This is a genomic window from Pseudoalteromonas sp. SG41-1 (assembly GCF_014164575.1).
Taxonomy (GTDB): domain Bacteria; phylum Pseudomonadota; class Gammaproteobacteria; order Enterobacterales; family Alteromonadaceae; genus Pseudoalteromonas; species Pseudoalteromonas rhizosphaerae.
In genome coordinates this window covers 250190-274587 of the sequence record NZ_JACJFL010000001.1, presented here as the reverse complement: position 1 = coordinate 274587, position 24398 = coordinate 250190, and the positions used below count along the sequence as shown (strand labels likewise).

Below are 24398 nucleotides of genomic sequence, written 5' to 3'. Positions count from 1 at the left end.
AAAAGCATGAGCTTTAGGAATATTAAAAAGGGATTTAAAAATACATGTCACTTGTTAGTTTGATAAAAGGGCTTTTGCCTAATAATAAAAATAGTCATTTAGCGGACGATAAATACTCCTTAGTATATGACTCGTATGGCGTTAATTTTGCCACTAATGAAGCTACATTTCATTGCCTAAACAAAGGTGAGGGTGCAAGTAGTCAGCTTATTCAGCATGTAGTACTTAAAATGCTTGAAGAAAGACATATTGCTGAAACACTGCCTAATGGCTTTAGGCTTGATAGTGAGCAAGCATGTTTATTAGACCCCGAAGATGCAGACGTTTTAGGGCTACCGCCTTTTTTTAATAACGACTTTGACGTTGATATTCAAGGTAGAACAACTAAAAGTAGCTTTTCGCTGCAGTTATTTGCAAAATTTGAGCAGCAAAAATATCCAGTAAAAAGAAAAGGACCTATACTTTTTTTTAGTGAGCAGACTCAGTATTTAATGACGCCTGAGCAGCTTAATGCAGTTATAGCCGTAGAAGAACATTCGTCGCTTACGCCTGATGACCACACTGAGCTAAATAATGTGTTGGCAGTTGCTAAGTTACAGCAAGCAGCTAAAGATGGGTTAAAACTAGATTTAAAACATTTTGATAAATTTGATTTAGTACAACCAGAACAAATTACAGTAACAGCAAATCAACAGGTTGATGGTAGCCTAGATCTTAGCCCTAGCTTTGGTGATGGATCATCATCAGAAGACTTACAAAATCGCTTAGCTCAGTTACAGGGCGATGGGCAAGTAATGCGAATAAAAGACCGCATTGTTTTACTTACTGACGATAAAAAGCAAGCTGTTAAAGAAGTACTGCAAAATAGAACCATTCCTGCACACAAAGTCGCAGAATTTATTAAAACCCCTTCAGCTTTTTTAGATGCGTCTATTCTTAACCTCGATCTTGGATTTTCTCTGAGAGTTGCTGGTATTGGCAAAATGGTACACATTCCTTTTGGTCAAGACAGCGATGGCAGTAATGGCTGGTTTTCGACAAATACAGACAGTGAGCCACCAGAGCGCTTAGTTAAGTTGCTTGAATGCGAGGAAGATGTTGTATCGTTTGAGCAAAGTTACCAGCAAGCTAAAGGGCAAAATGCAGATAGTGTTGTTGTTGATGATGAGTTAATTGACATACGCGATGAGCAGCGAGTTAGTGAAACACTCGCAGAGGTAAGAGAAAATTTAGCAAACCCTTCTAATGACTCAGATACGCCTGAAGTTGAAGATACTCTGGTTCGTAAAGAGCAAGTTTCTTTGTTACTAAAAGATGCGGAAGAACATAATCAAGACATTGTAAATAAAGTTGCGCAGTTAGACCGATCTATTAGTTTTGACAGAACTAATTTAGCGCGAACACCTTTCCCTCATCAAGAGTCTGGCATTAGCTGGATGATGTCGTTACTTAAGTCAGCGCAATTAGATAACCATGATGATATGTATAGAGTGCAAGGGGCTTTACTAGCCGATGATATGGGGCTTGGTAAAACCTATATGACGTTAGTTATGTTGGCTGAGTACTTGTCGATGCAGCAGCAAAGCAATAAATCTGAAAAGCCCATATTAATAGTCGCTCCACTTAGTTTACTGGAAAATTGGGAACAAGAGGTTGAAGCTACTTTTAAAGATTCCCCATTTAGAGATATTAAAGTCCTGCAGTCATCAAGGGATTTAAAAGAGTTTAAAGTTCAAGGGGCTGAACGAGAGTCTATGCAGCTTGCGACGGTAATGAATGATTCGCATGCTGATCATAAATCTATTCGATACGCTTTGCATGTTGGGGCTGATGCAGCAACAAAGCGTTTAGATATGGATAGACGTGTTGTTATTACGACTTATCAAACGCTACGGGATTACCAATTTTCTTTATGTGTTATTGACTGGGGAATTGTAATATTTGATGAAGCTCAAAATATTAAAAACCCAAATACTCAAGCAACACGTGCAGCTAAAGCACTAAAAGCTGATTTTAAATTACTAGCTACAGGTACTCCTGTTGAAAATAGTTTAAGCGAGTTTTGGTGTTTAATGGATACAGCGCAACCAGGGCTATTAGGCGATTGGGGCTATTTTAGAGAGCGCTGGATTAAGCCAATAAGTAGTGCTAATGAGGAAGAAAAAGCAGAGGTGCGTTTAGAAGTTGGTAACGATTTACGTAATGCTGCTGGGCAGTTTATGTTACGCCGAACCAAGGAAGACGAGCTAACCGGAATGCCTACTAAAACAATAAAAACAGGTATTCATAAAGACTTGGCTGACAATATGGCATTTGCTCCAGAGTTAGCTCGTAATATGACCGGAGGTCAGTTGCTTGGCTACAACCAAATTGTTGAAGATTATAGAAAGGAGAAAGCAAAAGAGCAGGGCGGCGGCCATGCTTTAACAGTACTACAGCAATTAAGAGCTGTTAGTTTGCATCCAAGGCTTGATGAGGTTTTTAAACAGCCACCTAATAATGCCAAAGAGGCACAGCGTAATTTACAAGAGTCTGAAAAGTTGCGTATGTTGTTAGATATATTGTCAGATATAAAAAACAAACAAGAGAAAGTAATTATTTTTGCGACGACTAAAAAGCTTCAGGCTGTTCTTAAAATATGCTTAGACAAAATTTATGAGCTAAACATTCATGTTATTAACGGAGACAGCAAAGCGATTGCTACAAAAAAAGATCAGCTATCTCGTAAAGGGATGATCACTGACTTTGAAGCAGAAGAAGGCTTTAACATTATAATTATGTCGCCTGTAGCGGCAGGTGTTGGCTTAACGGTTGTTGGTGCAAACCATGTAGTTCACTTAGAACGCCACTGGAACCCCGCAAAAGAAGCGCAAGCTACAGATCGTGTTTATCGTATTGGTCAAAAAAAGCCTGTGTTTATTCACTTACCCTGCCTTTTACACCCAGAATATGATTCGTTTGATGTGAACCTAGACAAACTACTCGCAAAGAAAACCATGCTAAGAGATGCGGTAGTAACGCCTGAAGTTGTGAGTGAACATGAACTGATGTCGTCAATGGGGTTATGAGATTAAGTGGCATTAAGGATGAGCTTACTACTTTGCAAGCTTGTGAAATTAATTTCGAAAGATAAAAGCATAATATTGAGAGCCGCTAACATCTTAGCGGTCTCAAATACAAAAATAAGTTATTATTAATTGATTATAAAAGTAAATATATTTAGACAATTAGGATAGTGGAATATGGAATCACCAGAGATTTTTTTAAAAGAGCTTAACAGTACTTTACGCAGATTAAGGGGGGCATCCAATGTACTTGCTAATGAAGAAATAGATAAAAAATTATTAGCTGTGATGCGTCGGTTACTGTTAGCTGAAATATTAGGGAATGAGTGGATAATTGCAGTAGGTGGCTCGCAAGGGGCAGGCAAAACAACTTTAATGTCTAAAATTTATGACTGTGGAGATTGGCTACAAGGCAACGAAGGGCGCGGTGAAAAATTACCCGTTATGATTATTGAAACTAATGAAGTAAGTGCACCGCAGGGCTATGTAAGACGTTTACAAAAAAGTGATATTGGAGATCAGCTATTAATAAAAGATGTACTTATAAATGTCGAAAACTTTAATCAAGTTATAACAGACCCTTCAGCAGAAGATTTACTCCCAGTCTTAAAAGTACCAAAACGTTATTTTAAGAGGGAGAATCAGTCTTGGCTACTTTTACCAGGCTATGAAAAACAAGATCGAGATAATAAAGATTGGCAAGAGTTAATGCGTCAGGCAATGATAGCTGCAGGTGGTTGTATAGTTGTTACAGACGAAACAAGAATGGCAAATCAACAACAGCTTGATATTACAAAGGATATGCTTGCAAATGAGTTAAAGCATTGCGAACCCTGTGTTGTTATTTCTAAAACTGAATCATACAAAGGAAACTCAGATCGCCAAAGTCAACTCAAAAATAGTGCGATGAACACTTTCAAAATAGATGAGAGCCGAATTGATAAGCAGATAATATTGACTGGAACGGATGATTCTGATTACTGTGAAGAGTGGATGCCGAAATTAGTTAACATGATTGATGAACTAAATTATACAGGGCAATCGAATCGTGTTTTTCAAACTAATAATCTAGCACAGTTAATTGGCCGAGATTTAACTAAAGTTTTAAATAGTATTAGATCTAAGGCTAGGCTTATCTTTAATAGTTCTGAAGCAACAGAGAGTGCATTAATGTGTAAAGAGCTTCTAGGTGAATTTGATGACTCTGTTACATTATTGAGAGAAGAGCATAAAAAAATTGCAAAAGCGCATGTTGATCGGAACCGAATAAATGCGGCTAAGAAATTAGACGAAAAATTATCTTTAGAGCATGAAGGCTTCAAAAATTTTATTACAAGTTCACTTGAAAGTACAACAGAAAAAAAGACAAAAATAAAGCAAACTGTTGAAGAAGCTTGGCAACAAGAAGGAAGTAACTTTCTTTCTGATTATGCTAGTCAATTAACAGGTTTGACTTTAGAAAAATTAGGACCAGTAAACAATTCTGAGATAGAGATAAGTAAAAATGAAACCCCTAAGTTACCGAACACTAAAAAACTTATTGAACTTGGTTATGCTGGGAGATCAGGTAAACCAATTCAGTTTAAAGTATTAAGTGAAGAAATAAAGAACGACATCAAAATAGTACTAAGCCATAACTCTAATACCAGTAGCGAAACAAGTAAAAAACTAGCTGAAAGTGTAAGGTTGATACCTATTATATCCCTTGAATATGCGAGGTTGTCATACTCTGTGCCTAAGTTGTTAGCTGATGAACTTAAATTAAAGATGAATGATAATGATGAGTTAATAGAGCAGAGTGTGGAGGCAATTAGTAAAGGCGCAAATGAAGGTAGAAATGCTCTCAAAGCTGTCGCTGCTTTATTAGCTGTAGACGTGATTAGTGATGGTGATTCAGACATACTAGGTACACTTTTTGGTCATACTAAAAACAAAGAATCTGAAACCAGTTCGAATGATTTTGCAAGCGAAGAATCAACCAATGAGCCAGAAGGTGGCAGTGTTCCCCCTGTTATGCTTCACCCTGCTGCCATTGCTGTTACTGCCGTTGTTGCTGCTTGCTATGTAACAACCAAAGCTGTATCTGGGCTCAGGAAACAAGAGCAAGAGTTAAGTATTCAAGCACACTCTTTGCTTAATGCAATCTCAGATTCTCACTATGTAAACTTTTGCAGCAGTTTTGATGAAGTAATGCGCTCAGCAAGATCTAGATTAGAGTTTACTTTACGACAACGCTATCATTTAGATGAGCACTTAATGCGTAAGGAAAGATTAACAAAGGCTTTAGCTGATGTAATTGTTTTATCAAATGATCTTAAAGCTGAAATTGATTCTTCAGCAAGCGGTTTAAATCCATTATTAGTTGGACACACAGCTGAGTATGATTAATGATTGGTTAACTGAATACTGGTCTGAGTTATATCTATCAAATTTGGGCTGGGCGTTTGATGCATACGAGCGATTAATAAGCTCTATGAATCACGATATAAAAAAAACATTATCGATGAAAGGAAAGCAGGTAGATCCTTTTGTAGTTGTTTTCGGCAAGACTCAAGTAGGAAAAACGACACTTCTTCTTGATTTACTCGGTATTCATTCAGATCAAATAAGTATAGTTTCCCATGTACTAAGGGGAGGAAGAGAGGCTGGGAAGTCAGCCACTGCAACAACTATGGAATACTGTCGTTCTACAAGTGAAGATTGGGCTCTAACAATCAACTCTAAAAAAGAGTTCTATGCTGCTGAGTCCGATATGATATTAGCTCTAAGTGATTTAAGAGAGAGTATGGAAAATGAAACTCAGTCTTTTAATTCTCCATGTATTGTAGATATACCAACACGTTTCTTTTCTATCGCTGCTAAAAAATGCGCTAATATACGTATTTTAGATTTACCCGGTGATAATCCTGCGAATGCTACAGAGCAAAAGCATGTATATGCTATGGCAAAAGCTTATCTCCCTTTTGCTGATTTAATTTTATTAGTTGGAAGGGGAGATGATTTGAGTTTTCTAAACTCAGAGGCTATGAGTTTTCCGGGGCTAGAGAATTGGCAAGCTATGCTTGGACGTTTTCGTATAGTAACGACATTTTCTTATTCAGCTCAATCAATAAGAGACCTAATTCGTAAGAAAGAAGAGGTTAATATCAGTGATATTAGAGCTAGACTGATTGAGCAAATTCAGCGCTTTGGAGAGCTAAGTAATGAAGGTAAAAATCAGAATCTATTTTACCCTCTTGAATTTGGAAATAGCTGGCAGAATCTAGAAAAGCAGGAACCTGTACTTTACAGAAAATTAAAACCATTAATTAATGGGCTTCGAACAACATTAATTGATGAAATACATGCTTCTGTATCGCCTGTTAGTCGTCTTCGAAATATGCTCGATAGTCATGTAAGGATCGAATATATTTATAAAAAGAAATTAGAGAGGTTGAAACAGGACGAAAAAAAAATCATCAAAGAGATTCAAGCTATTGACGAAGATGCTCAAATCTATAAAAAATTAAATGAACGAGAGCTTGAACAATTAAATAAAAAAATTAAGTTAATTGAGTACGGTACAAGTGAAAATTTAAAAAGCAATATTAATGACTTGATAGCTGTTTATAAGAGCGAGTGTCACTATAAAATTGATAGAAATCCCGAGAAAGAAAGTGTTATTTCTCTCAAAAGGTTGATTCTTAATTATAAATCTCAACTGAATGAAATTGAATTAAATTTAAGCCAATCCTTAATTGTAAATAATAAAGCATATTGGAGAGATGTTGAGAAAACTTTTACGGAGCCAAATCCTAGCGTGATTAATAATGAGGTTCGATCTATTTTTGGTCAGGTGGAAAAAGATTTAGATAAATACTTTATAAAAAAATACCTATCAATTAAAAACTACCACCATGATAAAAATAAAGTAGAAACGGCTAGGAAAAAATCAGAAGAATTTATCCTTTTGCAGTGGGAGAATTCTTGGATTAAAGCAATTAATACAATGAACAAAAAAAATAACAATAAAAAAAGACAACTTAAAGCGAGCATATTGATAAACAAAGATGAACAAAGAAAGCTACAGAAAGAATCTCATATAAAAAATAATGTATTAAGCAAGTTGAAAATAAGAGTTATAAATACTGAAAAATTAATGAAGGAAGATATAACAAAGTTTGAAACTTTTATTAATATATTGGAGCAAGAGTATCATGCATTAAAAACAAAAAAAATTGATGCATTTTTAGATGAAGATGATGAATGTGATGCTTTTATGCAGTTAATCTCATTTTGTGAATTAAGTGCTCAGAGAGATACGTTAAAGCTTTTACATGGAAAAAAGTGATTAGAATATGATTACAAACAGTGAGATTAATAATAAAGAAAAACAATTAACTGAGTTAATGGTGAAAATCGTTAAGCAACCACTTGCTCCTGTTATCAATGACTTGGAAAGATTAAAGAATGATATTTTATCTGTAGGGGATGCGCTAGAGGAGGCCAATGAAAAGCTTGATTTGGTGAGTGCAGATAAAGATGAGTTATTAAAACAATTAACAAAAAAAATTTCACGTTTAGAAGAGCGTGTTTTAAACGATATAGCTAAAAATAGCGCAGAAATTATTAGTGACAATAAAGATAGAGTTGAACAACAGCTGTTAGTTTTTAATAAGTCTATTGATGGTGCGGTGTCTGAAATAATATGCTCAAGTGATACCGTTAAAGGTATGTTGGTTTCTTTTAGTAACAAGATAGATGAGCGTCATAAAGAACTGTTAGATAGGAATAGTTGTTTAAATTCTAAGGTTGATAAATTAGTCCATGGATTAGAAGACACTAATAATAAAATAGCTAAAATTATTGAAGAACAAGAGAAAGCAACATTGGAATTGACTAGTAAAAATGATGAAATTAAAGGTTTAATATTTAAAGTTAACAAAAAGATTAATTTATTTTCACTCGTTTTATTAGTGCCAGCTTTAATTGCTACCTCTTATTGTTGTTTTCAAACACTTAGCTATTAACAGCTCAGAATGAAACTCCAATTCAGCGCCTCAAACGCACTTAATAAATATCTAAAAGCTGATTTACCTCGTTTGCCACATGAGCCTGGTAAACAAGCAGGGGTAAATACCCTCATTAGCGATAGTAATGTTTTTAACTGGCAATTGCAGATTATTGATAACAGCTCTAAATCTCGTAAAAAAACAATCATTGTTTGTGAAGCGAATAGCCGTTTTACGTTTTTTATACCGGTTAGTTTAAAGCTAACACAAGAGGAATTAACTCAGCGCTTAGCGTATGAATGGCAATTAATAATGGCACAAACATTTGAGGTATATCAGCTTATTCCATGCAGCGATATAGCTGTGCTGTTGAGTGAATTATCTAAAAGAGAATTTACTCCGCACTGGCTAAAAATACCAATTTAAGCATAAGCGGCCATATTAGCGACGCTGCACTTTGGGTTACCCAAATACCCAGCCTAAACGCACCACCAATAAAACAACTCGCCGCAAAGAGAAGTTTATACCCATAGAGCGTTTATTGAGTTATTGCCAATCGCTTGTTACTGATCAACAACATGATGATGAACTATCAACTGAAATAATAGATACCAGTAATATTATTAATTTTAGTGATTACCATAAAAAATAAGAGCTGGTTAATTCTTTAAACTGATCATTAAAAGGGATTTTATTTTGAAAGATTACCAACCATTTTCAGCTGAAATAAAGAACGAAAAATCAGGTGAAATCAAAAATAATTTTGGTGATGTTTACTCAGATGAGTTGATCACTACCTTTATAAAAATAATAGAAGAGTCTACATTTGTTGAACTCGATTTTGCCGACTTGTTAGTGTTTTTACATGAGTGTAGAAACGGCTTTAAAATTTTTACAACTCAACAAGCATTAACTGAATTTGTGAAATCGAGCGAAAGTAAACCGACATCATTATTTGGACATAAAAAGTTAACTACTGGTGTGAATGTTTTCGATAGCTACTCTCAATACATATCAGAGCTCGATAAACTTTTAGCGAGTAACGGATGCTTATATGTATCAGCGGGTGTTTGCACCGATTTAAACGAGCAGCAACAAAGCTTTGAGTTTTATATGATTAATTGCAAAAGCTAAGTAAAATTTCATCAAAAAAGTCTATGTATTTAAAGTTTCATGAATAGAATTAGGACGAAATATGTTATTCAAAATAATCTCAAAAGATAATAAGCAAGTATTAGAAGCTGTGAACTCTCAAAGTATGGGGGAGCTTCAGCTTGAGCAACTTATAATGGAAAATCAAAGAAATGATAATAATAACGGTACAACTCAATTACTGAATGAAGGTATTTTTGGCGAAGAACTTATTCTACTGAAAAACCAAGTTAAGATTGCTAATGGTAAAAGGCTTGATGTTTTAGCACTTGATAAAAATGGGAATGGTGTAGTTATTGAGTTGAAAAAAGACCTTGGTTGTTTGGGGGTGGATACGCAAGCTTTGCAATATTTAGCTGATATTTCTAGGTTTAATGGCGATAATTTTATAAAAAATAAAAAGTTAGTAAATGAGTCATATATAGAGGCCGTAGAGTCGTTTATAGATTCAGCAGAAATTGACAGAGCTAAAATAAACAATAAAAATCGTATCATTTTAATAGCCAATAAATTTGACCGAACACTTTTTTCTATGGGAGAGTGGCTATCAGATAAAGGTGTAGGGTTTAAATGCATACAATATAGTCTATCTAATCATGAAGACGGTACGCAGTATATAGACTTTTCGGTTGTATTTGATAGAAGCCCAGAATCAACATTCCCTTTAAGCTTTAGTGCTATGCAACGAGAACCTAAGTATTTTTGGTATAATATTGGCACTACAGAACCCAAAAATTGGGCTTGCTTGAAAGAAAAGTCCATTGTTTCTGCTGGGTTTGATGGAGCAGAGGGCGACAAAGGGGATAGGTTACTTAATAGCTTTATACCTGGAGATGTTTTAATAGCTTATGCTAATGGTTGTGGTGCTATTGGTGTTGCAGAAATTCCAAAAAGCTCCTCGTCAACTTATAAGTTGTTAAACCAGCCAATTGTGAATGATCCTGTATCTGAGTATCACCTTCACAGGTTAAATGTTAAATGGCAGTGTACAACTGACGACAATTTTAGTGGTTCAATTACTCCCGCAGATGCAAGAAACCAATTTAATATTCACCATCCGTATACAACAAGTTGTTCGATTGAAAGCGATAAGGCAAAACGATTAATTAAAGCGCTCAAGGATAATCTCAAGGCATAGATCAAACAAAAAGTGTAACAGTCGAAATCACAAGCTTGTAAAAATTTATTTCCCACAAGGATTGTTATATTAGTTGAATCTAATCTGAGTTCCCGTGTTCATACCATCGGTGCACAGTTATTAACAAGGCGTATCTAAAACACCTTGAAGTGAAACGCTTTAAGTGGTCTATTAGCTTAGGTAAAGGAATTTAAGTGGTTAACTTTTAAAGGTTAATCATTAATTGAAAAGGATGTTTATGACCAAGTTAGGTTTAGTTTTTTCTGGTGGTGGTGGTAAGGGCGCATACGAGATAGGCGTTTGGAAGGCACTAAATGAGTTTGGTATAGCTAAAAACGTTGAAGCAGTTGCTGGTACTTCTGTTGGAGGTTTAAATGCAGCTTTATTTACAGCAGTTGATTACAGCTCTGCTGAGAAGTTATGGCTGGATATTGCACCTAGTAAGGTTTTAACACTTAAAGCAGAAGATATTGCTATTGCTGTGTCTAAGTTCGCAGTAGGGGTTTATTTACCGGGTGTAGCACCAAAAGCATTGATGACGCTTAGCTCTTTATTAGGTGGTGTAGGAGCTTTTTCTCAAGATGGACTTGCTGAACTTATTCACCAAAGCAATGTTTGCAATGCTGTTGATAATAATATACCACTGCATTTATGTGCATTAACAGCTAAAAATGGCGAGCTAGTTTATCCTCAATTAAATACATTAAGCGCTGAAGACAAACAAAAATGGCTATTGGCAACATCTGCGATACCCGCTGTTTTTAAAGCAGTTGAAATAGACGGCACAAATTATGTTGATGGCGGCGTACTCCCTTCATACAGCGACAACACACCTTACAAGCCACTAATTGAGCAGCATAACTGCACTCACATTATTAATATTTACTTGGACCGTACTGCCGATGTAGTGACTGCAAGCAAACAATATCCAGCGGTTAATTTTTGGAATATAGTCCCGTCGCAAGCATTCGCAGGCTTAATTGAGCCGCTTAATTTTACAAAAGAAAACGCTGCTAATCTTATTGAACTGGGCTATAGCGACACTGCTAAAATTCTTAAGCAGTTTAAACCCTTTATGGATGATGAAGCCCGCTTTATGCAGGCCGCTTTTGAATTTGCAGCCTCAAACACACAATTCAACGATCAGATATCGGTAAACCGACAGTTGCGTGATGATGGAGCTTTAGATTCTAAGCAGCTTATATCTCCTCATTCATTAGATGACGTACTAAGCGAACTTGCCTATACGTTAAATGAGCAAGAGCGAGAGATAGCTAGTCAAAATATTGATAGCTTGATAGATGAATTTGCTGATAACTCAAATGAATTACTTGAACATGCCTTTAATACAATTACAGCACTTGCATCTACCGAAGGGCGTATTAACGCTCAGTTAGACCAAAGCCATGTAGGTAGGTTGATCGGGTCTGTCACTGGGAGCAATGCTAAGTTACAAGCGGGTATTAACTATGATTTAAATCGCGCTATATATTCAAGCCAGTTACTAATTCAAAAGCTTAATCATAAACAAGCGCTAACAATGGAAGCGATGGTGTCGCTTGCTAATAAAACAAACTACCTGATGACCCATGTTAATGTGTTATATGGCAGCGTTAAAAAACTTGAACAAGATGTTTTTCAATCGGTTGTTTTAATGAAGCAAGGAATCAAGGCATTAGCGCATCAATGCGACGTTAGATTCAACCAACTTGAAAATAGAATTGATAACCTAGAACGTAGCCAATTGGTAAATAGTTGGTATAACAATACAAAATCGAAGTGCGTAAGTTTAAATAATTTACAGCCAAGTGAATTATTAATTAGTGTAACGCTAAGCTTTTACAATGATTTAGGGCGGGAGTGGTCTAATAGTGAGTTAAGTTGCTACACAAATTTATTGCATGATATTGGCTTACATCAAACATTATTATCGCCGTGTAGTTTATTTAGCTCAAGCTCAGCCAAGTTATTTTTAGATAACATAGAAGCAAGCGCTATTTTACCTGTGGCCCCTAAACACCAGCAGTTTCATCCTTTATTAAAAGGGCTGCAAATAGCAAGTGAAGCACAAAACTACGCAACAGCTGAACAAGTTAACCAAATTATTGAACAGCAGTTAGGCTTAGCACTCAATAATGAATTGAATGGTTATGAACTCGGGTTGGAGCTATTACATAGCCTAAAATGTAACGATAAAAGGCTGCCTGCTCACTCAAATACGGTAGGTTTAAATCTACTGACAGCGAATGAGCATTCAACGATGCAAGCCCAATTGTTGGGTCAAATTTCTACTTACAATACTGTTAATAATGATATTTTAAACAATAAAAATATCAGAGATGATTTAGCCTTTTTGCAAAATAAAATTGAACAATTCAAAGTCATCGTCCCCGTAATTGGCCAGTTTTCAGCCGGTAAAAGTTCATTACTAAATAATTACTTAGGGAAAGACTACCTTAAGTGTGACATAAACCCTGAAACAGCGGTTGCCACAGAGCTAAGCTATAGCGAAGACGAACATATCATAATTAATTATATTGATAATAAACTGAGTGATCGGAAAGCTATAAGCGAGTTACAAAACTTAAAATTTGACGAAAATATATTCTATATTCAAGTTTTTATTAATAATCAAAAGCTTAAAAATCGCCCTAATTTAGTGCTGGTGGATATGCCGGGTTTTGCATCAAATAATATCGGCCACTCCAAGGCAATTGCTTGCTACTTGGAGCGCGGTGATTACTTTATAAATTTAATACCCTCAGAAAAAGCCTTCGATGCAACGGCTATTAATCAACTGCAAGAAATCAACTTTAATTATGAAAAAGACATTGCTCATATTGTGTCAAAATCTGGCCGGCTACCAAGTAGTAAGTTGTTAGCGGTTAAGAGTCAGTTGCAAGCGTATTTAGCCGAAGTTTTAGAGAGTGATATAACAATAGGTAATATAGAAAATATAGGGAAGAACAAAGATATAATTGATTTTGAGAATGCAGTCGACAACGCATTAAATCAGTTTGATACATTACTTTTTAAGCGTTATTCACAGCAATTAGCTAAGTTAGCAGAGCAGATAACTAGCGCGATAAATGGTCTTAAAAAGTCTAGCCAGTCAAGTGAAGCCCAAATTCAACAACAAATAAGTAAAACCCACAGTGCATTTAGCTCGGTAGAAAAAAAGCTTCAAGCGTCACTTAACGATCTTGAATATAACTTATGTAGCGTAGGAAAAGAGCAGTTAATTCAGCGCTCTCAACATGTGTTAGGCTCATCGGTATCAGTTTTAGTCAGTGCGGCCAAATCGAATCAAGTATCACAAAAAATAAATGAGCTATTAAGGCCAGTTTTACAGCAAGGTGTTGATAACTTAGTAAAGCAAGAGTTGCAAAATTTAGATAAAAAGCTCGACAACATAAGCGAGCAACAATTTAGCGATGTACAAATTACTCTTAATATACCAGCAGAAGAGAAAGAGGCTTTTTCAGTAACGTATGCAGCTGTAGCAGCGGGAGTTGCTATAGTTATTTTAGGCCCAATAGGTGTTATTGCCTCGGGTATTATAGGTGGCTTATTGGGCCGTAAAGACAACGCAGAAGAGCGCGAGCAGCAAATAGAGTCACAAGTGCGTGAGCAAGTTATTCCTCAAGCCGTTAATATGGCTGTAGAACATTGCACACAGCAACTAAATACAGCGGTCTCAAAAATTAAACAAGCCGTTTTAAGTTCATTTGAGCAAGAGCAACACGACTTCAACCAAGGTATTGAACAGCTTAAACTACAATTGCAGCAAAGCGAAGACGCGTTTAACGAGCAGCAGTTAAAGTTTGATAACGCTTTAATTCAAATTCAGCAAACAAATCAAGCCGCGCAAATAAAAACCAATGCTATAAAGGAAGCTAGCTAGTGAGTAATGATTTAGATTTTGACAGTTTAATGAACGGTCACCTTGATTTAAGTAGCAATGCAAATGAGCAATCAGCTTATTCACAAGCATCACTTCCAAACACAAAATCAGAGGGGGTTAATCAATATTTATACGAAAGCGAAAAAGGGTTAAGTTTATGTGCTCAATTAATTGCTAATGGTGATAGCAATACACCCATTGCCCGTTTATTAGCCGAAATTAAACACACGATTGAGCATGACTTTTTACAGCTTGCCAAACAAGACGATAACACCACGGGGGCTCATACTTATGCTCAATTGTTATTGCTAGAAAAACAATTGAATGAGATTGCGGCTTTTCCACATCTTGAAAAATACTATACCGTTGCAGTGGGTGGCTCATTTAGTGCGGGTAAATCGCGCTTTTTAAACTCTGTATTAGGGTGTCCCTCGTTGCTGCCAACAGACACAACACCCACTACATCTATACCTACTTATTTGTCGTTAGGTGAGCAAAATGCAATAAGTGCACTTAATTTTTATCGGAAAAAAACTGCAATTGATGAAGAAGCATTAAAAGCTATATGCCATGCATTTAATGATCGTTTTGGCGTAACCTTTAGCCATTTACTACAGCTAATATCCGTTGAGCGTGAAGACTTTAAATACCCTAACCTCGTATTTTTAGACACCCCTGGTTACAGCAAAGCCGACGATATAATTAACACACAAAACAATACAGACGAAAACATTGCTCGTGAGCATTTACGCAGTGCAGACTATTTAATTTGGTTGGTTGATCAGCAAAATGGTACCGTGCCACAGCAAGATATTGAATTTTTAAAAAGCTTAGAGCTAACTCAGCCTGTATTAGTGGTGATTAGTAAAGCGGATAAAAAGCCAGAATCGCAAATACAACAAATTATTAATACAGCAAAGCAAGACTTACAACGAGCTGAAATTAATTTTTTAGACGTAATAGGGTACTCAGCCCAGTTAAATAAAGAGTTTTCAAGCTCCCAAACTGTACTAACTGATTTATTACAAACAGTGAGTAAAGGTAAAAATGGATCGATTGTTTTATGGCAAGCAGAGCAAATATTTAAGAGCTATATAAATTTTTATGAGTCTACTCGTCAAATTCATAGCTTAACAAGTGGCACGATTAAAGAGCTGATTTTTGCTGAAACTATATCAGATAAAAACAAACAACATTTAGATGATATAAGCAATAAAACAAAAGCGCAGTTAAATGCTTTAGCAACACAAAAGCAAGTCGCATCTAAAATACAGCAACAATTACAAGAGCAAATAACGCAGTTATGCGAGTTGCTCAATGTAAAAACAACCATGCAGCCGAGCTCTGTCGCATTGAGTTCAACTAATACGACTTGCTCACTTGGTAACGATAATGTACCCCAACAATCATTAGTATTTGAAGCGCTCGTGCAAGGCAGTATTAAGCAATTGTCGGCTATTGCTGACATAACTGCTTTGCAAGGGCGAGTAATTAAGTTAAGTGCAGTAGGCGTGCACATTAAAATAGAAGAGAAAGTACCAACCGATTTCGACATCATTATTACTAAACAAAAAATAAAAGCCCAGTTGGGTGATGCCGTAATTAGTGATTATTTTAACGAAGGCCAGCGGGTGAAAGTTCACATAGTAAACGATAAAAAAGCGAGCATTACAGTCGATATAGCTTCGGCATAATTTTGAATTAGCAACCCACAATTACTTAATAAAAAAGGAAGTAAGATGGATTTTGATATTTTAGACGTTATAAACGATGCAACAAAAGAAGCTGATGCATTTGAAGGCCACCCAGCGGCTGATTTCACCATGGAAGAGCAGCTATTATATTTAAATGGCTTAGCACTGGTTATGAATGCGGACGGCCACATTGACGACACCGAAAAAGAATATATTCGCATACTTATAAAATCAATGAGCCTTGATCAATCAATACTTGATGATATGGTAACGTTTGCAAAAGCGCCGGATAAAGACACAGTACAAGCGTTTTTTCGTACTTTTCGCCGTAGACCCGTTGCGCAATTGTTTTTGTTCGACGCACTAATGATGACCCGCCGCGATGGCAAAGTAGAAGACAAAGAAAAGGCCGTTGTAGACAAAATTGCCGACCAGCTCGAAATACTAAAAGGCACTCAACAAGATATATTTGATTTATTTTGCCATATTAAAAACCGCAACTGGCAAGAAAGCGCATTATATTTTAGCTCCCATTTATTAAACCCCGATCACTTTAAACATTTGCTTGCCTATCATGAGATAGAGTTCGATGCGTTAATGGCAGAAACCGCAGAGATCAGAAGTAATAGGTTAATTGAGGTGATTAAACAAAAGGTTGATATTGATGCATTAGAGTGGGAGCCGCTCGCATATTGCAATAATAACTGTATGCCAGATGCAACAGAAATATCAACTACGCTTATTTCAAACATCGTCACCCTTGACCTTATTTTGCCATTTTTGCAATCAAAGCTTGATAGAAAAGAGTTACGTATAAATGCGGGTGAGGTTTTATTAATTAAAGATGGTGTTGAACTTGCTTATAGCTCACTAACTGATTTAACACTTAGTCATGATAAAGAAACAGACGCATTTTTTGTCACTCCAAATTTGCCAGAACACAGTGTTTTTAAAGTAACCGCTGAACTGTTGAGCGATTTTGGCTTTATGATATCTGAACATCTAATTAAAGAAAAAGATATTGAGTCTGATGATCCTCAAGTTATTAATATGGTTTTAGATATCCTCTATTCAGCTAAAATAGTTAAAGCTAAAGGGCATTATGGGGATGGTTCGGGTTTCAGTAATATAAAAATCAATGGAATATACGCTTGCAATGAATACTTATTAGGTTGCGATAATCGACTTTATATAATGCAAACATCTTCAGAATCATTTAGCACACGTCATTTATCTTCTTCATCTCCATGGGAAGTCCTAGCCTCAGGTCAATTCAGGCTAATGCGATAAGGGAGCATGTTGATGGATGATTTAGACATGCTCACCAGTTTTATGGAAGCGACGAAAGAGCCGATTGCTTTTGAAAACCACCCAATTGCGCAACAAGGGATTGAAGGGCAGTTATTGTATTTGCAAGGCCTAGCCTTAGTGATGAATGCAGATAATGACATTCATGAAACCGAGGTTGAGTATTTACAAATTTTAATAAACTCTTTTTCACTCGATAGCTCTGTTTTAGATGACGTGATTGATTTTGCTAAAGCGCCAGACAAAGTAACAATTCAAGCATTTGTTGCATACTATAGGCGTAAACCATTGGCGCAATTGTTTTTATTTGATGCGCTAATGATGGCCCGACGTGATAACCAAGTACACGAAAAAGAAATGCCTTTAGTGAACGCAATAGCACAACAACTCGAAATACTAAAAGGCACTCAACAAGATATATTCGATTTATTTTGCCATATTAAAAACCGTAACTGGCAAGAAAGCGCATTATATTTCAGCTCCCATTTATTAAACCTCGATCACTTTAAACACTTACTCGCCTATCACGAAATTGAGTTCGATGAGCTAATGGCAGAAACCGCTGATCTCAGGAGCAATAGGTTAATTGAGCAAATAAAGAAAAAAGTTAACCCGGGTGCTTTAGAGTGGGAAAAGCTGAGTTATTCAAAGAGAAATTATAAACCGGAGTTTGAAATAACAACCAATTTTATTCCAAGCCTTTTAAGCCATGAATTATTACTGCCATTTTTACAATTCAAGCTAGCACATCACGAATTACGTATATCGAATGATGATATTTATATAGCTAAAAGCGCAGAAGAAACACTTTACGCCACTTTGTCTGATCTATCGTTAGAATATGATAATGAAAGTGATGTCTTGAGCGTTAAATCAGAATACGTATCAGGTGATAAACTTGTTATATCAAACAAACTCTCTAAAGATTTCTTTGATTTAATCCTTCAATCTTTACAACCAAAAGCAACCGCAAGCAAGCCTTATAATGATCTTAATACTATTCTAGGGTGTTTTTTTTCTGCTGAAATTGCTCAAGCACAGGATCTCACAGTTCAGAGTACCTTCAACCCTAATGCAGGTACCCCTGGAGGCGTGGGTATGTTTGGCGTGGGTATGTATGGAAAAGCAAAAAGTTGGACTTCTGCTTGTAATCAAAATATCTTAAAAGAAACAAGAGTATTGTTTCCTTACAGTAATGGTCATTTTTTGCAAAATGAAATAGTAATGGACTTGGATGATCAATTTTATATGAACACTGGTTGTGTGGGGGAAGCAATAGTAAATGATGTTGATTATTTATGTGACTTATCTCCTTGGGAAGTTTTAGTCTCAGGCCAATTTAGATTAATGAGGCCAATAAAAGGAATTAAAAATGATTGAAGAACAGTCATCAAGTTTATTAAAAATAAGTAAAGGTTATGAGTTGTTAGGCAGCTCACTGGATGCAAATCTGTTGGCTGAGTTACAAGCATTATCTAGTAACTTTAAAAACGATGCATTACATACACAAAATGAAAATAGATTGCTGCGTATTGGTATAATCGGCCAAATAAAACGGGGTAAGTCTTCGTTTTTAAATAGTTTGTTATTTAATGGCCAAGACGTGCTCCCAAAGGCTGCAACACCGATGACGGCTGCGCTAACTAAAATTTGCTATGCACAGCAGCCAAAAGCACTGATTGAGTTTTATAGCAAAAATGAGTGGGATAAAGTTAAAAACTTAGCGGATAAAGCATTCACTAAACAAGCAAGTTACGAAAACGCATTGCTTGAATATCAAGCCAATAAGGCAATATCGCAAAAGCAGGGCGTTTTTATTCCTTCACCCGCTAAGCCTGTTTTATCTGATGAAGAAAAAGCCAGTATTGAGCTTTTAAATATGGTTAAAAGTTCAGGACTAAACGTTGCGCAGTATTTAGATACAACCATATCGCTTGATGAAGTAAATAATAATGAATTAGTTGATAAACTAAACAACTATGTGGGAGCCAGCGGCGAGTTTACACCAATAGTAAAAAGCACTGAGCTGCATTTAAATATTGAGTCTTTACGCGATATTGAGGTGGTTGATACACCGGGAATGAACGACCCAATAATCTCCCGTGGTAGGCGTACCCAAGAGTTTATAGGCCAATGTGACGTGGTATTTGTACTCAGCAATAGCGGCCAATTTTTAGACCAATCAGATATGAGCTTGCTGGCGCAAAATATTCCCAATAAAGGTATTGAAGATATTGTACTAATTGGCTCACTGTTTGATGGGGCCTTATTGGATGAGTACCATAAGTACCCGTCTATTCAACAGGCGTTACCGGCCATTACTACAAAATTAAATAATCAGGCCAAAAGTAATGTAGATAAGGTATGTAATGAATTTGCAGCCCATCAAAGTACTGAAGATAATAATCAAAGCCATTTAATGAGCACTTTACAAAATGCTTTGCCGCCTATATTTATTTCTTCTCGCTGTTACGATTTAGCCATAAAGCCAGAGCAGTCATTAAATGAAGAAGAGTTGCATACGTTGAACCTTCTTAATGGCATGTTTGATGACTTTTCGTTTAATGCCAATACGTTTGCAGCAGTGGCTAACTTCACAAAAGTACTAAGTAAATTAGATACTGTTAAGGCGAAAAAAGAACAAATATTGGCAGATCGTTTTAATAACCTTTTAATAGGTTCAAAACGTGAGGTTAAACAAAAATTAGCGCAAATTGCAGATGACGTAACTTATAAGCGTAAAAACTTACTTGAAGGTGATGTTGAAAGTTTAGCGAAAAAACAACAAGAAGCAGTTAAGCGAATAGAGTCTGGTACTGTTAAAGTTAATAGTGTTTTTGAAAAATACAGCATTCAAGCTGCAAAAACTTTAACACGCTTATTAACAGACATAAACCAAGATGCAATACAGGTTAAACAAGTACAGTCGCAATCAGGCTCGCGGGAAGAAAGTTATACAACATCAAGAGAAGTAAGTGATTCATCGTGGTACAACCCATTATCATGGGGTTCAACTCGTACAGTAACGTCAACCCATTATCGTACAGTTAATTACACCTATGCAAGTGTTCATGAAGCAGTGAGTAAGCTTGAGTCATTTGTGGTCGATACCAGCAAAGCGATTTATGACGTAAGTGAAAACGCAATTCAATTAGGGTTGTTTAAACAAGATATAAAAGCATCTATTAAGGATATGTTTGATTTTACGGATGACAACTTTGACCCCGAAATGGTTTTAATGCCATTAAACAATGCCGTTGAACGTATTACGATCCCTGCGGTGAGTTTAGATCTTGATGCGCATATTAATACTATTAGGCAACAATTTAGTGCTGAGCAAGTTGAAGGCGATGATATAGCTCAGTTACGTACTGAACAGGCCCGCGTCGTGGCTTTATTATTGCAAGATATAAGTGTTGAGTTAAAACAATGTATAAATCTAATAGTAGAGAAGTTAGCTAAAGAGCAAAGTAATTTTATTCCGAGCTTAACCAAAGACCTAGTAGCAAGTGTTGAGCAACTAAAGCAAGATTTAACCCATAAAGAAGAGGTATTAAAAGGGTACGATGACGTATTACAAAAAGTGAATACTGATTTAGCTACTTTAAACACTAATTTATAAGTTTACTGCGGTTAAGGCATTATCGTGTTTTAAAAAACATAGATAATGCCTAAAGCAGCTTTACCCATCAATAAGCGGATAGTGGGTATAACTCCAAAGCTCAGTACCCATCATAATATCGATAATAAATATAAAATGAGCAGCGCTAAAGTTGTAGTTAAACTTAAAACGACCGTTATTTAGTTATTTTGTTTGCTAGGTTAGTTAATAAATCAACGGCTTTAAAGCTCGCCGCTTCCATTTGCGATATATGATCAATCATTTTATCCGAATGGCCATCTGCAAAGGCTTGCAATGCTTGTATGCCATGGTTGTGAATCTCGGCGTGCGGGGCTTCTAAGTTTTTAAATTCAATATGGGAGGCGTATTTAGCTGCACCATCACCTTTATAGTACCATTTACCTAAACGACACATTGTGTGATCGGCAAATTCATCTGTGGTTTTATCAGATAAACCAAGTAGTACCTTATAAACTTCCAGTTTCCAAACGATATGATCCATTTTTACCGTCTGAATAAATGCGTTTTCAGTTGAGTCGGTAATAACTGAATACATGTTTTGTGAGAACGTAACAATTTTATTAGCGGTATCTTCGATAGCCGCTGAACTTTCACTGATCTCATTACTTTGTTTCCCGACGTCGGTAATGTTGCCAACAACGTGGTCCATTTGTTGGTTTACTTGTTCAATTAAGCCTGAAATTTCATTCGATGCATCAGCTGAGCGTTGTGCTAATGTGCGAACTTCATCTGCAACTACGGCAAAGCCTCTACCTTGTTCTCCAGCTCTGGCGGCCTCAATAGCAGCATTAAGGGCTAGTAAGTTAGTTTGGTCAGAGATGCCTTTGATAATGTTTACAAAGTCATTAATCCCTGCTGTGACTGTTTGTAATTGCTTTACAGATTCAGAGGCTGTTTTAGTGTCTCTGGATATCACAGAAGTTGATTGCAAAGTGGCGGATAGCATTACAATAATGTTATCAAGCAATTGCTGTGATGATTGAAAGCCATCTCTGTGCATTACAAGTTCACTTGAATTTGCTGCTAGGCTCTCCCTGATTTGCTCTATTAAAATTGAAGACTGTAGCCACAAGCGGTTTAATTCGTCTTGTTGTTTGGCAGTTTTATCAGTTTGATTTATTTGCGCTACTAACTGACTTTTAGCATTCTTAACTTGTTCCAGTTCATCATGCAGTGCTTCATTTTGGTTACGAATATCTACAATTTCATTTTTTAGTTTTGCAATTTCTTTTTTATACTTAGAATTAAATATCACGTATTTGTCCAACTGTTTCTGTAAATGTGCCCAGAGTAAATCTCAGCGTTGTGCTAGCACACTTAATCTAATAGGTTATTAGGTTAGTTTAGCAAACTATGTCGTAATTTTTTTGAGCAAGCGCAATAAAACAGTGTGCCATTGCTATTTTTAGGTCAACAGAGCAGCCTTAATGCGAGGAAATAACATCGCTTTATTAGTAAACTATATGTTTGAAGATAGTTGCGCGCAAGAACATTTGTTAGTTTAACTGAGACAGACGACTTTATTCCGCCCTGTTTCTTTAGCTTTATAAAGACCAAGATCGGCTTGTTTAACCATGTCTTTATATTCACCTTGTTGATTATATTCACAGACACCTAAAGAAACAGTGACCTGAAGTAGCTTATCTTGGTAAGTCAATTCAATGTTACTTACGGCTAAGCGTAACTTTTCTGCAAGATGCGATGCTTGCTCTTTATTGGTTTCAGGTAAAAACACCAGAAATTCTTCACCTCCCCAGCGAGCAACTTTATCCATACTTCTAATTGAATCTTGCAATGCGCTAGCCACTTTTTGCAATACAATGTCACCATAGTCATGTCCATAGGTGTCGTTGAGTACTTTAAAATGATCTATATCCAGCAAAATAATACTAAAAGTTTTTTTATTGCGATTAACCCGGCTCATTTCTAATTCAAAGATATCGTGCAATGCGCGGCGATTAAATAGTCCCGTGAGCTGATCGCGCAACGCAAGCTCTTTAACTTGCAGGTAGGCAGAGTGTTTTAGTCTATAGGCAATATAAATAAATAGGATAATTAAAAGACTGAAGGCAACGATCCCATAGAGTCGTAGAATTGCATTTTCATTGCTTGTTTGCGCTAGTTTAGCTTCGATTAATGACTTTTCTTTAGAGGCAATATCATAGGCTGCTTGTGATTGATCAAATTTTTCTTTTGCAGCTAATGAGGTACTTTCATCATCTAATTCTTTGTATTCAACCATAAGTTCTAATGCGCGTTGGTAATTTCCTAATGATTGATAATTTTCGATCATTGGCGGATAGTTTTCTAAACGTTTGATGAGTTGACTCTCGCTTGAAAATATAGCAAGGGCTTGCTCAAAATAGTCGGCAGCAAGTTTATAATTACCTAAACTTTGATTGCTTTGTGCCAGATTACTTAAAACGGTAGGCTTATGTATTAAATCATTGTTTTTATTTACAATATCTAACGCTTTTAAATAATAATCAATGGCTTTTTGGTGCTCATTTAGCTCAGCATAAATAGTGCCTTTATTAATAATTATAGGAACTCGGTCAAATATATTATGAAAGTGGGCTACTTTTTCGGCTTGATTAATGGCAATTAATGCCTCTTGGTATTGGGCTTTATCAACGTACATTGCAGCTAAGTTTGCATACAGCTCAGTGAGCAGTATGTCATTTTCAGGGTATGCTGCTATTGCCTGTTGAGTGTATTCAATCGCTTTGTCGTAGTTTTTCATATAATAATTGGTAAACCCTAAACCAATTAATATCTTCGGTGAAGCATATCCTTGAATGTTTATTTGTAAATCGTGAGCATGTAAGATTTTATCGAGTCCATCTACCATTTTTCCTTGTCTAACAGAGTTAATTCCATACAAATAGTAAGTCATACTCGTAGCAAGCTGTGTGTCATCAGCAAAAGACACCGCTTTTGATAAATAAGAATCGGCTTCGGCAAACTTACCTAAGCGATATTTCATTAGTCCGAGGTTGTCATAAAGTGCGTATTTAGTTTCTATATCGACTTCGCTAACGAGTAATTGTGAGACATCGTCTTTGAGCAAGTCGAATTCATGCCAGTTCTTGTCTTCATTCATAAATGCAAGCCAAACAACCATTAACTCAGCTTGTTGTGTGGTTGATTGTGCCGAGGAATATGTTGTCCTTAATTGTTGATAAGCTTGTGCGGATTCACCATCGCTTTTGAGCTGTTTTATTTCACTGAGTGTGGATTCTAGTGAGTCAATTTGCTCTGTGGCATAGCCACTATTAATAAACGTTAGCAGTAGTAATATTAAAATACCTTGTCGTACCATTATAAAGTCCAAAGAGTAAGGGGCGTGTTGAAGTCAACTAATGCCAAAGTTTTTGCAGTCGGAGCTGTGTTTATTTCACTGATCAGTGTGAATAAGCATAAATTAATTATCGCTAAAAGCGACATTATTGCCGTTATATTTTAATTTTTATAGGTATTAATTTTGTATCTTTGTCTTAAAG

General features: G+C 36.1%; 15 protein-coding genes. 13 read left to right on the top strand and 2 right to left on the bottom strand.

Annotated elements, in window-relative coordinates; genetic code table 11:
- Positions 1-44: 44 nt before the first annotated feature.
- The 13 genes from H5203_RS01155 (at position 45) to H5203_RS01100 (ending at position 20874) form a co-directional block, all read left to right on the top strand.
- On the top strand, positions 45-3068 hold the full coding sequence (locus H5203_RS01155) for a DEAD/DEAH box helicase (protein ID WP_182819227.1): 3024 nt from the start codon (positions 45-47) through the stop codon (positions 3066-3068).
- Between the two features lie 174 nt (positions 3069-3242).
- Positions 3243-5453: a sugar kinase gene (locus H5203_RS01150; RefSeq protein ID WP_182819226.1), complete on the top strand. Its 2211-nt coding sequence runs from the start codon at positions 3243-3245 to the stop codon at positions 5451-5453.
- Positions 5446-7395 carry a dynamin family protein gene (locus H5203_RS01145; protein ID WP_182819225.1) on the top strand — a complete coding sequence of 650 codons (1950 nt, stop codon included), beginning with the start codon at positions 5446-5448 and terminating at the stop codon, positions 7393-7395. Before H5203_RS01150 ends, H5203_RS01145 begins: the two co-directional genes overlap by 8 nt.
- Positions 7396-7402: 7 nt before the next feature.
- On the top strand, positions 7403-8074 hold the full coding sequence (locus H5203_RS01140; RefSeq protein ID WP_182819224.1) for a hypothetical protein: 672 nt from the start codon (positions 7403-7405) through the stop codon (positions 8072-8074).
- Between the two features lie 9 nt (positions 8075-8083).
- Positions 8084-8482, top strand: coding sequence for a hypothetical protein (locus H5203_RS22750; RefSeq protein ID WP_259401885.1), 399 nt, complete (start codon positions 8084-8086; stop codon positions 8480-8482).
- Between the two features lie 31 nt (positions 8483-8513).
- Positions 8514-8708 (top strand): hypothetical protein, encoded by a 195-nt coding sequence (locus tag H5203_RS22745; RefSeq protein ID WP_259401884.1) that lies wholly within the window; start codon positions 8514-8516, stop codon positions 8706-8708.
- A gap of 44 nt (positions 8709-8752) precedes the next feature.
- Positions 8753-9190, top strand: a complete 438-nt coding sequence (locus tag H5203_RS01130) for a hypothetical protein (RefSeq protein WP_182819223.1) — start codon at positions 8753-8755, stop codon at positions 9188-9190.
- Positions 9191-9251: 61 nt separating this feature from the next.
- Positions 9252-10346 carry a hypothetical protein gene (locus tag H5203_RS01125; protein ID WP_182819222.1) on the top strand — a complete coding sequence of 365 codons (1095 nt, stop codon included), beginning with the start codon at positions 9252-9254 and terminating at the stop codon, positions 10344-10346.
- 238 nt (positions 10347-10584) lie between these two features.
- Positions 10585-14250: a patatin-like phospholipase family protein gene (locus H5203_RS01120; protein WP_182819221.1), complete on the top strand. Its 3666-nt coding sequence runs from the start codon at positions 10585-10587 to the stop codon at positions 14248-14250.
- Positions 14250-15944, top strand: a complete 1695-nt coding sequence (locus tag H5203_RS01115) for a dynamin family protein (protein WP_182819220.1) — start codon at positions 14250-14252, stop codon at positions 15942-15944. Before H5203_RS01120 ends, H5203_RS01115 begins: the two co-directional genes overlap by 1 nt.
- Before the next feature lie 45 nt (positions 15945-15989).
- The gene (locus H5203_RS01110; protein ID WP_182819219.1) at positions 15990-17234 is read left to right on the top strand and encodes a TerB family tellurite resistance protein; all 1245 of its coding nucleotides are present in this window, start codon (positions 15990-15992) and stop codon (positions 17232-17234) included.
- Between the two features lie 12 nt (positions 17235-17246).
- On the top strand, positions 17247-18632 hold the full coding sequence (locus tag H5203_RS01105) for a TerB family tellurite resistance protein (RefSeq protein WP_182819218.1): 1386 nt from the start codon (positions 17247-17249) through the stop codon (positions 18630-18632).
- Complete coding sequence (locus tag H5203_RS01100; protein ID WP_182819217.1) at positions 18625-20874, top strand: dynamin family protein; 2250 nt, start codon at positions 18625-18627, stop codon at positions 20872-20874. Before H5203_RS01105 ends, H5203_RS01100 begins: the two co-directional genes overlap by 8 nt.
- Before the next feature lie 175 nt (positions 20875-21049).
- Here the strand turns inward: H5203_RS01100 and H5203_RS23100 are convergent, their stop codons facing one another.
- Positions 21050-22150 (bottom strand): methyl-accepting chemotaxis protein, encoded by a 1101-nt coding sequence (locus tag H5203_RS23100; protein WP_274803910.1) that lies wholly within the window; start codon positions 22148-22150, stop codon positions 21050-21052.
- A 246-nt stretch (positions 22151-22396) separates the two neighbouring features.
- Entirely contained in the window at positions 22397-24217 is a 1821-nt protein-coding gene (locus H5203_RS01090; protein ID WP_182794003.1) for a tetratricopeptide repeat-containing diguanylate cyclase, read from the bottom strand.
- Between the last annotated feature and the right edge of the window lie 181 nt (positions 24218-24398).